Genomic DNA, 18,857 nt, shown 5'->3' on the forward strand with positions numbered 1-18,857 from the left:
CGACCTACTGTTTTAATAAAGGGAGGATTTTATTTACTTTATCGTAAGTTTCTTGATATTCCAATTCGACTTTAGAATCAGCGACTATTCCGCCGCCTGCCCAGCAGTAAATTTGCGCTTTGTGGCACACCAAGGTGCGAATAGTGATACTCGTATCCATATTTCCACACGCACTTAAATAACCAATTGAACCACAATAAATGCTGCGGCGATGCGGCTCTAGTTCTTCAATTATTTCCATCGCTCTAATTTTGGGTGCGCCTGTGATTGAGCCCCCCGGAAAAGCCGCTTTTAGCTGATCGACCGCTGTTTTACCTTCATCAAGTTCTGAGGTTACCGTGCTTACTAAATGGTGCACTGCCGGAAAGCTTTCAATAGCAAAAAGGGAGGGGACGTGAACGCTGCCTGGTTTTGCTACTTTGCCTAAATCGTTACGTAGTAAATCAACAATCATTACATTTTCGGCGCGATCTTTAGCTGATGCTGCGAGTATTTGCGCTTGTTGTTGATCCTCTAGTGCATCTGCTTTTCGTGGCAGTGTGCCTTTAATTGGTTTGGTTTCTACAACGTTATTATTTACAGATATAAAGCGTTCAGGAGAAATTGATAAAATAGCCCCTTGAGGGTGATTTATAAAGCTTGAAAACGGCGCTTTATTTGCCTCACGCAGTTTAATATAAGCTGCCCAAGGGGAGCCTTCAAACTGAGCGTTAAAGCGCTGCGCTAAATTAATTTGGTAACAATCGCCACTTTTTAAATACTCCTCAATTTGGGCAAACTTTGCAGCGTATTCCGTTTCGCTCATATTTGATTGCCAGTCGCTGTTTAGGGCAAAGGACTGCGTATTAACTTGGGAGTTAACGTGTGTATTTAAGTATTGCTCATAAAGCGCTAATCGATCGGTGTTTGGCTGCGATACATAAAACCAGCTTTGTTGCTGCTTGTCGTAAATAAGGGCATCTAAGTAAAGGCCAATAGCCATTTGGGGAAGATTAATATCCTCAATAGCATGAGTGGGGATGTTTTCAATTGTACGGCCTAGGTCGTAGCCAAAGTAGCCAAGCCAGCCGCCGTTAAAGGGTAAATCGTAACCGGCTTTTGTTTTATCAAGATGCGAAAGCTCATTATTCATAATTTCAAAGCAGTTATCATTACTTTCTATATTATTTAAAAAGCTTTTATTATTTTTTACTTCAAGGGTACTTTGCGGCTCAATGGCAATAATATCAAAACGGCTGTTTATATGATTACTATTTGCAGAATCTAATAGAATTGCGTAATGCAAATGTGAAAAATGCGCAAAAACGTCAATGCAGTTTTGTGTTATGCCTAATTTAATACAATTTTTTTTATTGTTTAGCATTTACTGCCCCTTTAAGAACTGGCTCGAAACGGGCTGGGAGGGTATCATAAGTCAAATTTTTTGGCAGCACTAAGCTGTAAAAAACAGTGCAAACCACCGTCACCGGTTTGATTTAGATTACGCGACAACGCGTAACGGTAACTTAAGGAACCACTATGAGTACAATTTGTCAGCAAGACTTTATTGATAGCATTGAAGATGCATTGCAATATATTTCGTTCTATCACCCACTTGATTTTGTTCAAGCTCTCGAAAAAGCTTACAACAAAGAACAAAGTAAAGCGGCTAAAGACGCCATTGCACAAATTTTAATTAACTCACGCATGTCGGCTGAAGGCAAGCGTCCACTTTGCCAAGATACCGGTATTATTACCTGTTTTGTTAAAGTAGGTATGGATGTTAAGTGGGATAAAACAGATTTAACCGTTCAACAAATGGTTGATGAAGGTACTCGTCGTGCATATTTGAATCCAGATAACCCTTTACGTGCATCTATTGTTGCAGACCCTGCTGGCACGCGTAAAAACACGAAAGATAATACGCCTTCGGTTGTACATATCGATTTAGTAGCGGGCGGTAAAGTAGAAGTAATGGTTGCGGCTAAAGGCGGCGGCTCTGAAAACAAAAGTAAAATGGTTATGTTAAACCCGTCAGATGATGTTGCTGAATGGGTAGAAAAAACACTACCAACAATGGGTGCTGGTTGGTGTCCGCCAGGCATGCTAGGAATAGGTATTGGTGGTACGGCTGAAAAAGCGGCAGTAATGGCTAAAGAGTCGTTAATGGACCCGGTTGATATCCATGAACTAATGGAACGCGGCGCAGAAACGACTGAAGAAAAGCTACGTTTAGAAATTTTTGACCGTGCTAATAAATTAGGTATTGGCGCACAAGGCTTAGGTGGTTTAACAACGGTTGTTGATGTTAAAATTAAAACAGCACCAACACATGCTGCTTCAAAACCTGTAGTAATGATCCCTAACTGTGCGGCAACTCGCCATGTACATTTTACACTTGATGGTTCTGGTCCTGCTAATTTAAAAGCACCTAAGCTAGAAGATTGGCCACAAGTAACATTTGAAGTGGGCGAAGGCACACGTCGTGTTGACTTAAATACACTGACTAAAAAAGATGTTCAAGAATGGAAAATGGGCGAAACTGTTTTACTTTCAGGTACTATTTTAACAGGTCGTGATGCAGCGCATAAACGTCTACAAGATATGATCAATTCAGGTGAAGGCTTACCAAAAGGCGTAGACTTTGATAATAAATTTATTTATTACGTTGGTCCTGTTGATGCGGTACGCGATGAAGCAGTTGGTCCTGCTGGCCCTACAACGGCAACTCGCATGGATAAATTTACCGATATGATGCTAGAAAAAACAGGCATTGTAGGCATGATTGGTAAAGCTGAACGTGGCCCTGCAACGGTTGAGTCTATTAAAGAGCATAAATCTGTTTATTTGATGGCTGTAGGCGGCGCAGCTTACTTAGTATCTAAAGCGATTAAAAAAGCACGCGTAGTTGCTTTTGAAGATTTAGGTATGGAAGCTATTTATGAATTTGAAGTAGAAGATATGCCAGTGACCGTTGCAGTAGACAGTGAAGGCGCCAATGCGCATACACAAGGCCCTGCAATCTGGAAAGCTAAAATAGAAGAGCTTGATAGCAAGCTAAAATAACGTACGTTTTGTATTTTTAAAAAGCGAGCCTAGTGCTCGCTTTTTTGTTTTTTTAAATAGAGTCATTACCAAGTTTACAGCTCTGACCAGTTTGCGAAAAAGCTCACTTTTTACTGGAAACCTATAGGCAGCAGTACGTGGCGGGCAAGCAGCACTTGTATATTAAACTTTACACGCAATAGTTGTGTTACGTTCACGTAAACGTAAATTGATGTGGTTGTTCTATTTATAGTTTTTAAAACTTACAAATGACGATTTTGTGAATTTTTTATCTATACAATAGTTTTAATCCGGTTATTTAATTTAAGCTTGATGTTTTCATTGGTTTTATCTTCTGCGAGTATAGCGAACTCGAATATGAAGTGATAAAGTCTCGACTATTTCCAGCGCGCATACCCTCTCACGGGTTAACTATTTCGGAGTATTTTAAGTGGCTGTGTTTAATCGAGTTGAATTTGATAACCATGAACAAGTGGTTTTTTGTTCTGATGAAGAATCGGGTTTAAAAGCAATTATTGCTGTACATAATACCAACCTAGGTCCTGCTGTTGGTGGATGTAGAATGTGGGATTATGCGAACGACGAAGATGCTGTTTACGACGTGCTACGTTTATCAAAAGGCATGACTTATAAAAATGCAGTTGCGCGCTTACCATTTGGTGGCGGTAAATCTGTAATTATAGGTAACGCGAAAGAAATTAAATCTGAGCAATTATTCCGTGCATTTGGTCGCCAATTAGAGCGATTAAATGGCAGTTATTACTCAGCAGAAGATGTAAACATCACATGTGCTGATGTAGCTATTATGAATAAAGAAACTAATTACGTACTGGGCCTTGAAGGTAAAAGTGGTAACCCATCGCCATTTACAGCATACGGTACGTTTTTAGGAATTAAAGCAGCGCTACAGCATCAACGTGGTCATCAAAATTTTGCAGGTGTGAAAGTGGCTGTTCAAGGTTTAGGTGCTGTTGCTTATGGTTTATGTAAGCATTTAGCTGATGCGGGCGCTGAGTTGTTTGTAACAGATATTAACCAAGTTGCAATTGATCGCGTAGTTAATGATTTTGGCGCGACTGCGGTTGGCATTGATGAAATTTACGACTTAGATGTTGATGTTTATGCACCGTGTGCATTAGGTGCAACTATTAACGATTTAACGATACCGCGTTTAAAAGCGACTATTATTGCAGGCTGTGCTAATAATCAGCTGGCAGAGTCTCGCCACGGTGAAGTTATTCGTGAAAAAGGCATTTTATATGCCCCTGATTACGTAATTAACGCTGGTGGTATTATTAATGTTTATTACGAAACAGCGCCAGAAGGTTACAGTGCAGCAGCGTCTAATAAACATGTTGAAGGTATTTTTAATACGTTAACGGAAATCTTTGCCCGTAGCGAAAAAGAGCAAAAATCAACGCATTTAATTGCTGACGAATTAGCGCAAGAGATCATTAAAAACGGTCTATAAATTTAAGCTAAAATGCAATAAAGGTGTGCAATTGCACACCTTTTGTTTATCTGTAAGTTAAGGGGTGTTGATCTTTGCGGATTTATCCTTGAAAGATTAACAGACCCTAATGCAATTATTACTGAACAGCGGTACACTTTGTTTTTAATTTTGTGCGGCAAATTATGACTCCCTCAACTTCTCTCATGCAGCCTATCGATTTAGATAATTGGCCTAGAAAGCAACACTTTGAATTATTTAAACACTTTTCTCAGCCTTATTTTAATGTGTGTGTGCGTTTAGATGCTCAAGCACTTTACGACTATTGCAAAACCAATCAATTTTCTTTTTTTCAAGCGTATGTATATTGCACCTTAAAAGCGTGCCATGAGTACGATTCAATAATGCTACGTATAATAGATAATCAACCATGGTTACTTAATAGTGTTCGCGCAAGTGTGGTTGAGTTGTCTGAAAACGATACGTTTGTTTTTAGTTATTTTAACAGCACAGGCGAGTTTAAAGAGTTTGTAAATCATGCAAGTGACGTAAGCAAAAAAGCGAAATTACAGCCGTTATTTTCTGATGCATTTGCTCAAACAGAAGGGCAGGCAGATTTAATTCATATATCTGTTTTGCCGTGGCTGAATTTTAGTGCGTTTTCGCATGCATTTAGTGAAGGGCAGAGTTTAGGCATTCCTAAATTTGTATTTGGTCAGTTTGATAAACACACAGGCACAATGCCTTTAGCTGTCGATGTACACCATTCATTAATGGATGGTTTGCACGTAGCGAAATTTATAAACACATTGCAGGGTACATTTGACACCTTTTGCAAAAATTAACTTTAAACACATCAGTAACGGCAGTGCAAAGCAGTAAACAATTTATAAGTAATCTATAAGCAATGCGATGTGAATTACTTTATATTCAAATACATAACCTTATATGCTTGAAAAACACGTGTGCTGGACATATTTATATACCATACTTTAGCTCAGGAAATCCCCATGATAAATGGACTGTTAATTGTTGTTTTAATTCTTTTTGTGGTGATTTTCTGGCGTTGGCCATCAATTCAAAACCGATTATGGCGCAGTAAATATAAAGACTTTGCTTTAAATTCGCAGCAAAAAGATATTTTACTGCGTTGCATGCCCATCTATAAAAAAATGACCGACGCCGACAGAGAAAAATTAGAGCGACATATTACGTGGTTTTTAAACGAAAAACGCTTTGTCGGTTGTGATGGCTTAAGGCTAACGTCTGCAATGAAGTTAATTGTTGCCGCCGATGCGTGTGTATTAGTACTTAATAAACCGTGGCCGTTATATAGAAATGTAAAAGAAATTTTATTATATCCAAGTGCTTATTATGCTCCGCAATCAACTCGCGATAGTGCAGGACTTGTGAGTTACCATAATACGGTAAGACTAGGCGAGTCATGGCCTGGCGGCACGCTCGTTTTAAGCTGGCATGATGTACTTGAGGGTAATCGTTTACCAAGCGATGGACATAACTTGGTATTTCATGAGTTTGCGCATCAACTCGATCAAGAAACAGGTAAAACAACGGGCACACCCATTTTAAAAAGCTCAGCAGATTACAAAGAGTGGGGCAGAGTATTTAGCCGTGCTTTCACCCAGTTAAAAAGCCATGTTGCCTATAGCATGCCGCATGTTATTCACAGCTATGGTGCGACTAACGAAGCTGAGTTTTTTGCTGTACTCACCGAAACCTTCCTCGAAAAGCCCGCAGAGCTTCGCCGATACGATCCTGAAATTTACAGTATGCTAGTTAATTACTATCAATTTGACCCTATTGTTTGGCATTAAACCTACATAAACCGCGCTTTATCATATAACGCTGGCAAGTTGCGTTTGTTTTTGTTGCAATCATGTGAAATAGTTTTTACTGCAACAATAACAAGCGAGAAACGCATGAAAAAAATGCTTCATACAGTATTGGCGCTGTCGGTGTCATTAGCGATAGGGCAGGTAAATGCCGCTGAAAAAGACGAACAAAAATGGCAAGTAGATTCACCTAAGGGGCAATTTGTTGACGCTGCAATTAGCGTTGATCAGGGCACATGGATGAATATAGATATTAGCCCTGATGGTAAAACTGTGGTGTTTGACTTACTTGGCGATATTTACACTATGCCAATGAGTGGTGGTACAGCTACAAAGCTCACCTCTGATATTGCATGGCAAATGCAACCACGCTTTAGTCCTAACGGCAAAAGTATTGCGTTTACCTCCGATCAAGGTGGTGGCGATAACATTTGGATAATGGACTTAAATGGTGAAAATCAACACGCTGTTACCGATGAAACCTTTAGATTACTAAATAGTCCTGCATGGAGTCCTGATGGCGACTACTTAGTTGCGCGTAAACACTTTACAGCTAGCCGCTCATTGGGAGCAGGTGAAGTGTGGTTGTATCACAAAGCGGGTGGTAAGGGCGTACAGCTTACAAAACGCGAGAACGATCAAAAAGATTTAGGTGAGCCAATGTTTTCACCTGATGGTCGTTATGTATACTTTTCGCATGATGCAACACCCGGTAAAACCTTTCATTATTCAAAGGATTCTGTAGCGGGCATTTATAAAATTAAGCGCTACGACCGTGAAACGGGTGAAATTGAAACCATAATCGATACGATGGGCGGTGCTATTAGGCCTACACCATCACCAGATGGTAAAAAACTTGCTTATATAAAGCGTGATGACTTTCAAACTAGCTTGTATTTATATGACTTAACCAGCGGTGAGCACACTAAGCTTTACGATAAGCTTGAGCGAGATATGCAAGAAACATGGGCTATTCATGGTGTATACCCAACTATTGCATGGACACCCGATAACGAAGAGTTAGTATTTTGGGCTGGTGGTACAATTCACAAGCTAGATGTTGCAGACAAATCCGTTAAAACCATTCCTTTTAAAGTGCAAACTACTAAAAAAATTCAAAAAGCAGTGCGCTTTACACAAAACTTAGATACTGATGAGTTTGATGTAAAAATGCTGCGTAATGTGCAAGTAAGCCCCGATGGCGAAACGGCAATTTTTGAAGCGCTTGGGCATATTTATAAACGCGATTTAGAGTCGGGTAAAATTAAGCGTTTAACAAAGCAAACTGATCATTACGAATTATTTCCACAGTACTCTCGCGATGGTAAAAAAATAGTTTACACCACATGGGATGACAACAAACAAGGGTCTGTAAGGGTTGTGTCTGCGCGCAGTGGTCGTGGCGATACAATAACTAAAGAACCTGGCAAGTACGTAGAGCCTACGTTTAGTCCAGATGGGAAAACGGTTGTTTATCGAAAAGCCACGGGCGGCAGTATTTTAAACCCTAAATGGTCACTTAATCAGGGGGTTTATAGCGTAAGCGCAAAAGGCGGTAAAAGTGAGCTTATTTCAAAAAGTGGTTATCAACCACAATTTGGAGATGCAAACGATCGCGTTTTTATAATGAGTCCTTGGCCAAAACCAACGCTAAGTGTAGTTGAGCTCGAAAGTAAAAAAGTTCGCAAACTGTACGAGTCAGAGCATGCGACTGAATTTAGAGTATCACCAGATGGGCAATATCTCGCTTTTGCTGAGCGATTTAAAGTATTTGTAACACCGTTTGTTCAAAGTGGTAAAACAATTAATATTGGGCCTAAAGATAGTCAATTCCCAATAGAGCAGTTATCGGTACGTGCTGGTGAAAACATTAGTTGGAGCGCTAAGAGCAACACGCTTTATTGGACATTAGGGCCTGAGCTTTATCATGCAAGCCTTGAGGGGATGTTTGCTATTAACAAAGCCGAAGATACCGACTTTAAAGTGAAAAGTGGCGATAATATCGGTTTCAGTAAAAAAATGGCAGAGCCTAAAGGTATGATTGCGCTCACTGGTGCAAAAATTATAACTATGGACGGCGAAAAGGTTATTGAAAATGGTGTAATTATCACTGATGGTAAGCATATTAAAGCAATTGGTACAGCCAGCGATATAAGCATTCCTAAAGGTGCTGAGGTTATTGATGTAACAGGTAAAACTATTATGCCTGGTATTGTTGATGCTCATGCACATGGCTCGCAAGCAAGTGACGAAATTATACCTGAGCAAAACTGGAAAAACTTTGCAGGTTTAGCGCTGGGTGTAACTACAATTCACGATCCATCAAACGATACCTCTGAAATATTTACCGCAAGCGAAATGCAAAAGGCAGGCATGATTGTTGGCCCGCGTATTTTCTCAACCGGTACTATTTTATATGGCGCAAATATGCCAGGTTATACTTCGCATATTGACTCGTTAGACGATGCTAAATTTCATTTAGAGCGCCTTAAAAAAGTAGGTGCATTTAGTGTTAAATCGTATAACCAGCCACGCCGAGAGCAGCGCCAACAAGTTATTGAAGCAGGTCGTGAACTTGAAATGATGGTTGTCCCTGAAGGCGGCTCATTATTACAACATAACTTAAGTATGATTGTAGATGGACACACAGGTATTGAGCATTCAATCCCTGTAGAGCACATATACGACGATATAAAGCAGTTATGGTCGCAAAGTGATGTCGGGTATACACCAACTCTTGTAGTGGCTTATGGTGGCATTTGGGGTGAGAACTACTGGTACGATAAAACTGATGTGTGGAATCATCCGCGTTTAAGTAAATTTGTGCCTAAAAACCAATTATTACCACGCTCTATGCGCCGCATTAAAGCGCCCGATCATCACTATAATCACTTTAATAACGCACGCGTTGCTGCTGAGCTACAAGACCTAGGAGTATTGGTTAACTTAGGTGCTCACGGCCAGCGTGAAGGCTTAGGTGCACACTGGGAGATGTGGATGTTTGCACAAGGCGGAATGACATCACTTGAAGCTATACGTGCATCAACAATCGATCCAGCTAAGTATTTAGGACTTGATAAAAACGTAGGCTCACTTGAAGTGGGCAAACTGGCAGATTTAATTGTTATAGATGGCGATCCGCTTAAAAATATTCGAGATTCGGATAAAGTAGATTACACCATGATCAATGGTCGATTATTCAATGCAGAGACAATGAGTGAAGTGGGTAAAAAAGAGCGCGAACCACTTTACTTCGAAAAGTTATAATTTATTTTGATCTTTTGAAAGCGGCTACATAGCCGCTTTTTTTAGTCTTACTCAACTTATAAGGCTCTATTTTTTTGATTAAATGGTGCAATTAAGGTTGGAAGACGATAATTAATATAATTTTTAGATATTTTTTTAGCAAATAACGCACATAAAAAAACCGCTTAACGCGGTTTCTTTTAAAAATCATAAATGTTGATTAAACAACACCGCGCGGTAAGCGACAGTCATGATCTTTACGCGCTAAAATTACAATCCAAAGTTCTTCCGCTGTGTAACCTTCTTCGTTTTCGGTAACAACAGTGAATGGCGCTTTTTTCTGTGCTTTAACAGGCGCAGCTGCTTTTGGTTTTTTCGTTTTAGTTGTTTTACCAGAGTTTAACTTTTTAGTAAGCTCTGCTACGTCAGCTAGGCGTAAATTTTTACCGCCATCAATGCTGTACCAACCAGGTTTAGTTGTGATTTCAGGTTTTTTACCATTGGCAGTTTCGTACGCTGCTTCAAAGGCAGATAACACTTCTGTTTTGTCTAGTTTGCTCATCAGAGACCCTATACGTTGTGAACACAGATAAAGAAGAGGTATTTATACCTATTTTAAAACAGTTTTTCAATTTTTTGCGATTTTCCTTTCATTTTAAGCTTATAAACGCCAAAATTTGCACAAAATTCAGTGCTAAGTAAGGTAAGTTATATGCAACGTAGAGAATTTAACCAACTCCTAAATGACATTTTAAAGCCTCATCTAATTAAAGATTTTTGCCCAAATGGCTTACAAGTTGAAGGTAAAAACGAAATTAAAAAAATTGTGACGGGCGTAACCGCAAGTCAAGCATTAATAGATGCTGCCATTGAGCAACAAGCAGATGCTATTTTAGTTCACCATGGATTTTTTTGGAAAGGGGAATCTCAACCCATTACAGGTATGAAAAAGCGCCGAATAGCTGCGTTATTAGCACACGATATTAATTTGTTTGGCTATCATTTACCACTCGATATTCACCCCGCAGTTGGTAATAACGCGCAACTTGCAAAGTTATTAGATATTGAAATTGAAGCAGGGCTTGAGCCAACTTCAAATAGCGTAGCAATGAAAGGGCGTTTAAAAACGCCATTAAGTGGTGAAGATTTTGCAAGTAAAATAGCAAAAGTACTTGATCGTGAGCCGCTTACGAGTTTGGTACGTTCAACAAAAATTGAAACCATTGCACTGTGTACTGGTGGTGGGCAAGGGTATATTGATTTAGCTGCAGAGCAAGGCATTGATGCTTATTTAACAGGTGAAGCATCGGAGCAAACGATTCATAGTTCTCGTGAGCAAAATATTGATTTTTTTGCCGCAGGGCATCATGCAACAGAGCGCTATGGTGTAAAAGCTTTGGGTGAGTTACTTGCTCAAGAGCATGGTTTTGATGTGACATTTATAGATATAGATAACCCAGTTTAATTAGGCTATTTATTAGTTAATTTAACTAGGTTATTAGCTAACCTGAACTTTGGTTGAAATAGATTTTATTGTCCAGAGTTCAGGTTAGGACTATATAAGTTACAGTGCCTCTGGATCTATCCAGCGGCGCAAACTTATCCATGTGTTTCCTACTACTTCGTGGCTATATTGCGTAACCACAAGTAAAGCATGAGCACTGGGAATAAACTGTTTGCTCCTCGGCAGTGCAGCAAAATTATGATAATCAGTGGCTGCGGTTATGACTTCAATACCTTGAGCATTAAATAAGTCTTTTGCGCGTGGCATGTGCAGTACTGATGTTACTAGTACAACCTTGAAGTCGACTAATTTTGATGCCAGTAACTTAGCTTCTTCACCTGTATCCATTGCTTTTGGGTTTTGAAATATACGACTCTTATTGACGCCTAAACTAATTGCCGTTTGATACATAAGCCCGCTATTAGTGATATTTTGATAACCCCCGCCTGAAACTATAAGCTCTGCATTAGGGTAGTGCTTTGCTAGTTTTACACCTTCTACTAAGCGCGTTAGTGCACAATTACCTAATTGATTATTAGCACTGAGTGCTGGGTTTGGGTTTATATCGCAACCTAGTACAACTATTTTGTCTATTTTTGGATGCTTTAGGGTATTAAATGCAAGCGACGCAGGTTCATTATTTTGGATAATCAAATTGGCGACAAAGGGCGTGCTCAATGCAAGTAATACAATTAAGCTTAAAGTCGATAAGAAGAGAGCTGATTTGCGGCCTTTAAATGCGAGTAGGAGCATCAGGCACGCAAATAAACCAAATAGAGGCAGTGGCATAAGTAAGCCACCAATCATTTTTTTAATAACAAACATAAGAGTTAAACGCTGTAGGATTAATTACAGCGATATTACTCATTATATTGATGATTATCGACCGTTATTTAGCTTACACGTATTTAAAAAGTGACGATAAACAGGATTATCTTTCATGTCTTTTTTCATCGCTAAATACATAGGACGAGTAAGGCCAAGAGCGCCCAAAGGAATTGATTTTATTAGTCCTTGGCTTTCATAAGGTGTAACTAGCCAGTCAGGTAAAGCGGCAACGCCCATGCCAGCACTTACGAGTTGAAAAATAAGTAATCCTTGGTCAACCGTTTTTAAGGTGCCATCAAAACGTGCATTTTGAATAAAGTATTTAAAAATATCTTGGCGTTCGCGCGGGATAGGATATGAAATAATAGTTTCGTTTTTTAAATCAAGCGCTGTTACATACGCTTTTTTAGCGAGTTCGTGATCTGGCGACACAATAAGCTTCAATTTAAAATCAAATAAGTGCGCGTATTCTAATGTGTCGGGCTCACGTATGTCAGATGTTAAAACTAAATCGAGCTCATCGCTTAGTAGGTCAGGAATAGCGTCGTAACTAAAGCCGCGCTCGTAGTCAATTTTTATATCAGGCCAAAAGTTATTAAATTCTTTAATAGTAGGCAATAACCAATGAAAACATGCATGGCATTCCACACTTAAACGCAATTGAGAAATAGGCTGATTTAAGCTTTCTTTCAAACGGCATTTTGTCGCTTCCATTTTTGGCAATATTTCGTGAGCTAATTCAAGTAATAGCATTCCCTGAGGGGTAAAGCGGACTGGTTGAGTTTTACGTTCGAATAATTGGCAATCCAATTTATTCTCTAAATCTTTGATTTGATGAGATAAAGCAGACTGTGTTAAAAATAATTCTCGTGCCGTATTAACCAAAGACCCTGTTTCTTTTAGGGTTGCTATGGTTTTTAAATGTTTAATACCAATCATCTTTAAAAATTCTCATGGAAAAAGTGAGTTTAGCTCAGATTAATTACATACTACGCCAATATAAAAAACGTTTCAACGTCTAGATGGCTAAAAGTTTGTGATTTATTGTGGTTTATTGCTATGAATCGCGAAAATATTAGAATTAGTAACGATAAAAGTCATTCAAAAACTGGTTTGATGAGTTTTAGATGAGTTTGCTTCATGTTGTATTTTAAGTATAGCGATTGCGGTGTGCTTCACCTCAGTGTGAATTTTGACTATGTAAATAACTGTGTGAGGTGGGGGATTGTTGAATGGTTACTTTAGATTGTGGTTTAAAAAATAGAGTCGTTTTGCCTTTTATCTATAGTTTAGGTCAATGGATGAGTATATACGTAATACCTAAGCCAGCTACCAACTCGCTGGCTTTTTTATAAGGGCTTATTAATAAGTAATATGGCTTCTTTGGCTGTGACCGGTTTTGACTTTAAAAAACCTTGGCCATAGTCGCACGCGGTGGATTGTAAAATGGCTAATTGTTCAAGTGTTTCTATCCCTTCAGCAACAACCTCAAGTTTTAATGATTGCGCAAGTGATAAAATGGCTTCAACAAGTGGGTTGGTGGAATCTTGTAGGTGGTCTATAAAACTTTTATCTATTTTTAAAATATGGATAGGCAGTTGGTGCAAGTAGCCCAGTGCTGAATAACCCGTTCCAAAATCGTCAAGGCACAATTTTACTTTTAAAGGTGAAAGACCTTCTATTATTTGAGTGGCGAGTTCTAGATTTTCTATTAAGCCTGATTCGGTAATTTCTAAACATAAAGAACCCAGGGGTAATTGGTACTTATTATAAATAAAATGTATTTGCGCTACAAAATCAAGGCTTGCAAAATGTCGTGACGACACATTAACCGTTACTTTCAAAAAGCGATGGCCTTGTTGGTGCCAATTTGAAATCTGCTGAGCGGCTAAATCAAGCAAATGTAAATCGAGATTTATAATTTGCCCTGTAGTTTCAGCTATCGATATAAAATCATTTGGTGATACAAAACCCTTTTTGGGGTGATGCCATCGCACAAGCGCTTCAAACCCAATAACTTCACTTGTAGTGATTGTGAAAATTGGTTGGAAATAGAGTTCAAATTCGTTGTGCTCAATACCATGTTGCAAGTCGTTTTCAATATCGGCATGAGTTTTAAGTTTCTTACGCATAGCATTATTAAAAAACTTAACCTGACCACGTCCGGTAGATTTAGCTTCATACATAGCTGCATCGGCTTGTTGTAACAGTATATAAGCTTTATCATTTACGTTGTTGGTATAGGCGATGCCAATACTAGTAGAAGCTTGAAGTAGGTGGCTATCTACATTAAGAGGTTTTGCTAATGCATTTTTAATCCTGTTTAAAGCTTCATTAACTTGGTTTTTATGTGTGGTATTTTCCATAAATATAGCAAATTCATCACCGCCTAAACGAGCAAATGTATCCGTGCTTCGTACTGTACTTTTAATTAAGTCGCATATTTTTATAAGAAAATGGTCTCCGACTTCATGCCCTAGCGAATCATTTATACTTTTAAAACGATCAAAATCTAGATACAGCAGGGCATGGCACGTACTTTTTTTAGCACGCGTTAAACGTAAAATAGCATGCTTTATTCTCTCAATGAGTAATGAGCGGTTAGCAAGGCCGGTAAGCTCGTCATGCAATGCTTTATGCTCGAGCTCTTGTCGGGCTAGTTGCCTATCAATTGCCATACTTATTTGGCGACTTACGTAAGTTAGAAGAGCGCTGTCGTGTTCGTTGTATTGCAGTGTTTTATCGTAGCTTTGTACAACAATAACACCGCTTATACGATCACTTGTTTTAAACGGAACTCCTAACCACGACTCTGATTGCCTCCCTACCATCTTAAAATCACCGTTATCAATATGACTTTGAAAGGCACCTTTGTTGAGTAATAAGGCTTGCTCTGTTTGCAGTAGGTAATATGAGGCGGTATCTTTTAGCTGTTCTTTAGATATTTTTTGATGTGTTTTGGTGTTCATGCCTTCTTCTACTATATAAACAAGGTCGAGTATATCCACTTTTTTGTCATATAGAGCGATAAAAAAGTTATCGGCACGAAGTAAGTTATTGATAATTGAATGCAAGGCTTCAAAAAAGGTATCTAAGTCGTCAGCTTTGTAGGTTAGGTTAGCTATTTGTAATAAGCTATTTTCTAATTTTTGTGCGTTGTTAAGTTGCTCGACTGTTTTTTGTAAGTTATTTACCGTATTTACCTGGTTAATTTTGGCACTGAGTAAGTGAGCAACTGTTGTCAATATCTCAAGGTGCGCGTTAGTAAAGTAACCCTTAATTGGGTGCTCACAATCAATAACACCTAAAACTTGTTTTTTATATATAAGTGGGACACAGAGTTCTGATTGAGCAGGGCGCTCATCAGGAATATAGCGACTATCTTTTGTTACATCGTCAATAATTACCGCTTTTCCGGTTGTTGCAACAGCCCCAGTAATTCCTTCACTAAACCTTATTGTTTTTCTCTGTGCTCTATATTTATAACGCTCATGGGCAATACCCATTGATGCTACTTGATTTAATATAGAAGCTGAATCGTCGGCAAGGTAAATGACACAGTCAACAAAACCCAGTCTATTTACGACCTGTGTAGTGACGTATTCAAATAGTTCTGCAAGAGTGTCAAGCTGTAATAGGCTTGACGAAAACTGATTAATAATACCGAGTTGTTCAGTTTTTATTTCTAGCGCTTGATTGATATCGATTCTTTTCGACATAGGCGATTATTATTTTTCTTATTATTTGTTAGCTCAGATGCTAAGTTAACTCAATCTGAATGGTTCTACAAAATAAAACGATGAATGTTTTCAGTTTATGTAAAATATGAGCTTTTTGAATTATAGAGGTTGATCATATCTACTTATTGGATAGCTTTTATTTTGCATGTGTAACTAACAAAGGTATTACTTATAAAAGTCGAGAAGTGGTTTACGAAAATCACCGCTCTACTATGAATTATTTACTTTAATTTAAGCCCCATACTAAGGTCTGTTTATCTTTCGAGGTTGAATTTACAGCAGCCTGTTTGGTTTTTAGAGAAAGCAGAGTATATGTTGTTCTCCATAAACAAGCGCTGCTCTTAGTTCGTTTTAGGGGCGCCTTACTCTTTGCTGTCTAATATGGAAGTAGGTCTGTTGAATCGATATTAACAATTCAACAGACAGACCATTTCTGATAATTCCAACTACCTTTTCTAGAGTACTTTCATACCAACGTGACAATTTCTTTTATTGTCATACTAACCTCCCAATTTCGCTAAACTATAATATAGCCAACGAAGAGACGGTGCTTTATCCGGTAATACGTCCTTTGAACTTTTGCCCATGGTAATTCCCGCGTTATCTCATTAACACCACTTGTAAATCTCACTTTTTGTACCGTATTTTGCAGCTGTAATAACCTGATAGTAATGAAAGCTTTAATGATGGCAATTCGTAAAATATTATTACTGTGCTGTCATAGGTAGGTACTTAATATTTTTCTTAAGTATCTACCTATGATATGGATGTAAGCCATTAGAATAACGCTGGAGCAGTTATCGATCTCACTAGGTTACAAACTTCGCGCCGCGAGTGAATCACCCCTTGATAGAATAAATTTTAATTTTGAAAGATCATCAGGCCTTAAGTTACATCTTGTTTTGTGTAAATATTATTGATTATTTTTAATAAAATCTTTACTCGAAAACAGCATATGCCTATGATCGAATAAATTCAGCCGTGGAACTAAAGTAATGACTAGTATAACTACAAACTCAGTAACAACATTAACGATAACTCGCCCTGATGATTGGCACGTACATTTACGTGATGGCGACCAGTTAAAAGATACTGTACGCGATATTAGCAGATACATGGGCCGCGCTATTATTATGCCTAACCTTGTTCCACCGGCAACATGTACTGATACCGCTCTTTCTTATCGAGAACGCATTATGGCTGCAGGCCCTCAAAGTACTTTTGAGCCCTTGATGGTGCTTTATCTTACAGATAAAACAACACCGGATGAAATAATAAAAGCAAAAGCAACAGGTAAGATAGTAGCTGCAAAGCTATATCCAGCAGGCGCTACAACTAATTCTGATTCTGGTGTTACATCAGTAAAAAATATTTACTCGGTTTTAAAAGCAATGCAAGAAGTAGGTATGTTGCTGTTAGTACACGGAGAAGTGACAGATTCATCAATTGATATTTTTGACCGTGAAAAAGTATTTTTGGATACAATTTTAGGGGATGTGGTAAATGACTTTCCTGAACTTAAAATTGTACTAGAGCATATTACAACTAAAGATGCCGTAGAGTTTGTAGTTAATGCACCAAGTAATGTAGCAGCAACAATTACGGCCCATCATTTACTTTATAATCGTAATCATATGTTAGCGGGTGGAATTCGCCCACATTATTATTGTTTGCCAATCCTAAAGCGTAACATTCACCAGCAAGCACTAATGGCCGCAGCCATAAGTGGAAATAAAAAGTTTTTTCTGGGAACTGATTCTGCACCACATTATAAAGATAAAAAAGAAGCTGCTTGCGGTTGTGCTGGTGCATATACGGCTCATGCCGCTATTGAGTTATACGCTGAAGCATTCGAAGACGCAGCGGCTTTGGACATGCTTGAAGGATTTGCAAGCCACTTTGGTCCTGACTTTTATGAATTGCCGCGTAATGCCGATACAATAACATTACAAAGGAAATCATGGGACGTACCTGCAAGTTATACCCTAGGCGACTCTGAAGTTGTGCCTATAAAAGCAGAAGATACTATTGATTGGTCTGTTAAATAGTTAATACTCTATATTTAAACCAATGCCGCTTAATTTTTAAAGCGTTTTTTTTGTTTGTATTTTTGATGTTATTGAAGTGTTATTTGACAGTATTGCTGTTGTAGAGGGCTTTTATACGCGTTTATAGCAATATATATTACAATAACACTTTATAATTTTTGCTTGTAAATTAGTCAGTTAAAGGGATTTAAAAACAAAATCATATTTTTAATAAATAATTCCTAATTAATAGAGCGAAAAAAAATATAATGTGTTAATCTTACCTTGCTTTGAGTTTTATGTATTGAATTTACGGATATTGTGCTGCGTTTAAGGTTACCGGTTAGGTTATTACTTGTTCCTGTACTGTACCTCCATATTTTTGAGCATTGACTCAGGGAGGATATTGCCATAATAATATGGCTGAATTTTAATTATTGACTTACAGGAAAATTTAGTATGTCGGTTACTGGTAAAGTAAAGTTTTTCAACGAAGCTAAAGGCTTTGGTTTCATTGAACAAGAAAATGGTCCTGACGTGTTTGTACATTTCAGCGCAATCACTGGTTCTGGTTTTCGCACTCTTAGCGAAGGTCAAGCAGTGACATTCAGCATCAAACAAGGTCAAAAAGGCCCTGAAGCTGAGAACGTAGAAGCAGCATAATTTATTATGTGAACTCTAGTTCATCTTGGTGAAGCAGGTCTCTGTTTCACCATAATTCTTTTTTATATACATAATTAATAAACCCCTTCTTTTTAAATCCATAAATCCATAAATCCATAAATCCATAAATCCATAAATCCAAATTTTATATATTTTTAAATCTTCTATTTTAATACAAACCCCAAAATTCAACCAATCAAACCACTTTATATCGCATTTAAAACATACCTTGCAATTTATCCAACTGGTCTGATACTTATTTAAATAAATATGATACTAAATAACGATCTGTGTAGGTTTTAATGTAAGCCATGACGGTGTGATGAAGTTTATAAATGGGGAAGAGAACCTCTATAGACCTCTGATGGCCTATTATGGAAGCGTTGAGGCTGTAGAATTACTCTTTTTAGGAACGTATCCAACTATTTTTTTGTTGGTTTCTTTTTAACCTTGAATCCATCTGTTCGCTGTGATCTAATAGATATTATTCACCCATGGTAA

At 38.2% G+C, this 18,857-nt stretch carries 13 protein-coding genes; 8 read left to right on the forward strand and 5 right to left on the reverse strand.

Annotated elements, in window-relative coordinates:
- Nucleotides 1–4: 4 nt before the first annotated feature.
- A complete protein-coding gene (pabB, locus tag I6F40_RS12020; protein ID WP_166379103.1) occupies nt 5–1,363 on the reverse strand; it encodes an aminodeoxychorismate synthase component I in 1,359 nt (452 codons plus the stop codon).
- Between the two features lie 155 nt (nt 1,364–1,518).
- Here pabB and I6F40_RS12025 point away from each other — a divergent pair, with 155 nt between their 5' ends.
- From I6F40_RS12025 to I6F40_RS12045, 5 genes are all read left to right on the forward strand, one after another.
- Nucleotides 1,519–3,045, forward strand: coding sequence for a fumarate hydratase (locus I6F40_RS12025; protein ID WP_007583843.1), 1,527 nt, complete (start codon nt 1,519–1,521; stop codon nt 3,043–3,045).
- A 430-nt stretch (nt 3,046–3,475) separates the two neighbouring features.
- Complete coding sequence (locus tag I6F40_RS12030; RefSeq protein WP_165726317.1) at nt 3,476–4,516, forward strand: Leu/Phe/Val dehydrogenase; 1,041 nt, start codon at nt 3,476–3,478, stop codon at nt 4,514–4,516.
- Nucleotides 4,517–4,701: 185 nt separating this feature from the next.
- Nucleotides 4,702–5,340 (forward strand): chloramphenicol acetyltransferase, encoded by a 639-nt coding sequence (locus tag I6F40_RS12035; protein ID WP_166377727.1) that lies wholly within the window; start codon nt 4,702–4,704, stop codon nt 5,338–5,340.
- Nucleotides 5,341–5,505: 165 nt separating this feature from the next.
- Nucleotides 5,506–6,330 carry a M90 family metallopeptidase gene (locus tag I6F40_RS12040; RefSeq protein WP_002961680.1) on the forward strand — a complete coding sequence of 275 codons (825 nt, stop codon included), beginning with the start codon at nt 5,506–5,508 and terminating at the stop codon, nt 6,328–6,330.
- Nucleotides 6,331–6,435: 105 nt separating this feature from the next.
- Complete coding sequence (locus I6F40_RS12045; protein WP_166377639.1) at nt 6,436–9,615, forward strand: amidohydrolase family protein; 3,180 nt, start codon at nt 6,436–6,438, stop codon at nt 9,613–9,615.
- 199 nt (nt 9,616–9,814) lie between these two features.
- Here I6F40_RS12045 and I6F40_RS12050 read toward each other — a convergent pair whose 3' ends face one another.
- Nucleotides 9,815–10,156 (reverse strand): hypothetical protein, encoded by a 342-nt coding sequence (locus tag I6F40_RS12050; protein WP_002961684.1) that lies wholly within the window; start codon nt 10,154–10,156, stop codon nt 9,815–9,817.
- A gap of 150 nt (nt 10,157–10,306) precedes the next feature.
- Here I6F40_RS12050 and I6F40_RS12055 point away from each other — a divergent pair, with 150 nt between their 5' ends.
- The gene (locus tag I6F40_RS12055; RefSeq protein ID WP_166377640.1) at nt 10,307–11,059 is read left to right on the forward strand and encodes a Nif3-like dinuclear metal center hexameric protein; all 753 of its coding nucleotides are present in this window, start codon (nt 10,307–10,309) and stop codon (nt 11,057–11,059) included.
- Between the two features lie 99 nt (nt 11,060–11,158).
- Here the strand turns inward: I6F40_RS12055 and I6F40_RS12060 are convergent, their stop codons facing one another.
- From I6F40_RS12060 to I6F40_RS12070, 3 genes are all read right to left on the reverse strand, one after another.
- The gene (locus I6F40_RS12060; protein ID WP_166377641.1) at nt 11,159–11,923 is read right to left on the reverse strand and encodes a YdcF family protein; all 765 of its coding nucleotides are present in this window, start codon (nt 11,921–11,923) and stop codon (nt 11,159–11,161) included.
- A gap of 54 nt (nt 11,924–11,977) precedes the next feature.
- The gene (locus I6F40_RS12065) at nt 11,978–12,865 is read right to left on the reverse strand and encodes a LysR family transcriptional regulator (protein ID WP_166377642.1); all 888 of its coding nucleotides are present in this window, start codon (nt 12,863–12,865) and stop codon (nt 11,978–11,980) included.
- A 410-nt stretch (nt 12,866–13,275) separates the two neighbouring features.
- On the reverse strand, nt 13,276–15,645 hold the full coding sequence (locus I6F40_RS12070; RefSeq protein ID WP_197192976.1) for an EAL domain-containing protein: 2,370 nt from the start codon (nt 15,643–15,645) through the stop codon (nt 13,276–13,278).
- 1,016 nt (nt 15,646–16,661) lie between these two features.
- Here I6F40_RS12070 and pyrC point away from each other — a divergent pair.
- Together pyrC and I6F40_RS12080 are read left to right on the forward strand one after the other, a co-directional pair.
- Nucleotides 16,662–17,714: a dihydroorotase gene (gene pyrC / locus I6F40_RS12075; protein WP_166377644.1), complete on the forward strand. Its 1,053-nt coding sequence runs from the start codon at nt 16,662–16,664 to the stop codon at nt 17,712–17,714.
- Nucleotides 17,715–18,152: 438 nt separating this feature from the next.
- Nucleotides 18,153–18,356 carry a cold-shock protein gene (locus I6F40_RS12080; protein ID WP_002961702.1) on the forward strand — a complete coding sequence of 68 codons (204 nt, stop codon included), beginning with the start codon at nt 18,153–18,155 and terminating at the stop codon, nt 18,354–18,356.
- Nucleotides 18,357–18,857 lie beyond the last annotated feature (501 nt).

The sequence above is a fragment of the Pseudoalteromonas sp. SWXJ133 genome, from assembly GCF_015864365.1.
Taxonomy (GTDB): domain Bacteria; phylum Pseudomonadota; class Gammaproteobacteria; order Enterobacterales; family Alteromonadaceae; genus Pseudoalteromonas; species Pseudoalteromonas arctica.

Coding starts and splice junctions, on each gene's coding strand:
- pabB (WP_166379103.1), bottom strand. CDS start 1,363: ATGCTAAACAATAAAAAAAATTGTATTAAATTAGGCATAACACAAAAC.
- I6F40_RS12025 (WP_007583843.1), top strand. CDS start 1,519: ATGAGTACAATTTGTCAGCAAGACTTTATTGATAGCATTGAAGATGCA.
- I6F40_RS12035 (WP_166377727.1), top strand. CDS start 4,702: ATGCAGCCTATCGATTTAGATAATTGGCCTAGAAAGCAACACTTTGAA.
- I6F40_RS12040 (WP_002961680.1), top strand. CDS start 5,506: ATGATAAATGGACTGTTAATTGTTGTTTTAATTCTTTTTGTGGTGATT.
- I6F40_RS12045 (WP_166377639.1), top strand. CDS start 6,436: ATGAAAAAAATGCTTCATACAGTATTGGCGCTGTCGGTGTCATTAGCG.
- I6F40_RS12050 (WP_002961684.1), bottom strand. CDS start 10,156: ATGAGCAAACTAGACAAAACAGAAGTGTTATCTGCCTTTGAAGCAGCG.
- I6F40_RS12055 (WP_166377640.1), top strand. CDS start 10,307: ATGCAACGTAGAGAATTTAACCAACTCCTAAATGACATTTTAAAGCCT.
- I6F40_RS12060 (WP_166377641.1), bottom strand. CDS start 11,923: ATGTTTGTTATTAAAAAAATGATTGGTGGCTTACTTATGCCACTGCCT.
- I6F40_RS12065 (WP_166377642.1), bottom strand. CDS start 12,865: ATGATTGGTATTAAACATTTAAAAACCATAGCAACCCTAAAAGAAACA.
- I6F40_RS12070 (WP_197192976.1), bottom strand. CDS start 15,645: ATGTCGAAAAGAATCGATATCAATCAAGCGCTAGAAATAAAAACTGAA.
- pyrC (WP_166377644.1), top strand. CDS start 16,662: ATGACTAGTATAACTACAAACTCAGTAACAACATTAACGATAACTCGC.
- I6F40_RS12080 (WP_002961702.1), top strand. CDS start 18,153: ATGTCGGTTACTGGTAAAGTAAAGTTTTTCAACGAAGCTAAAGGCTTT.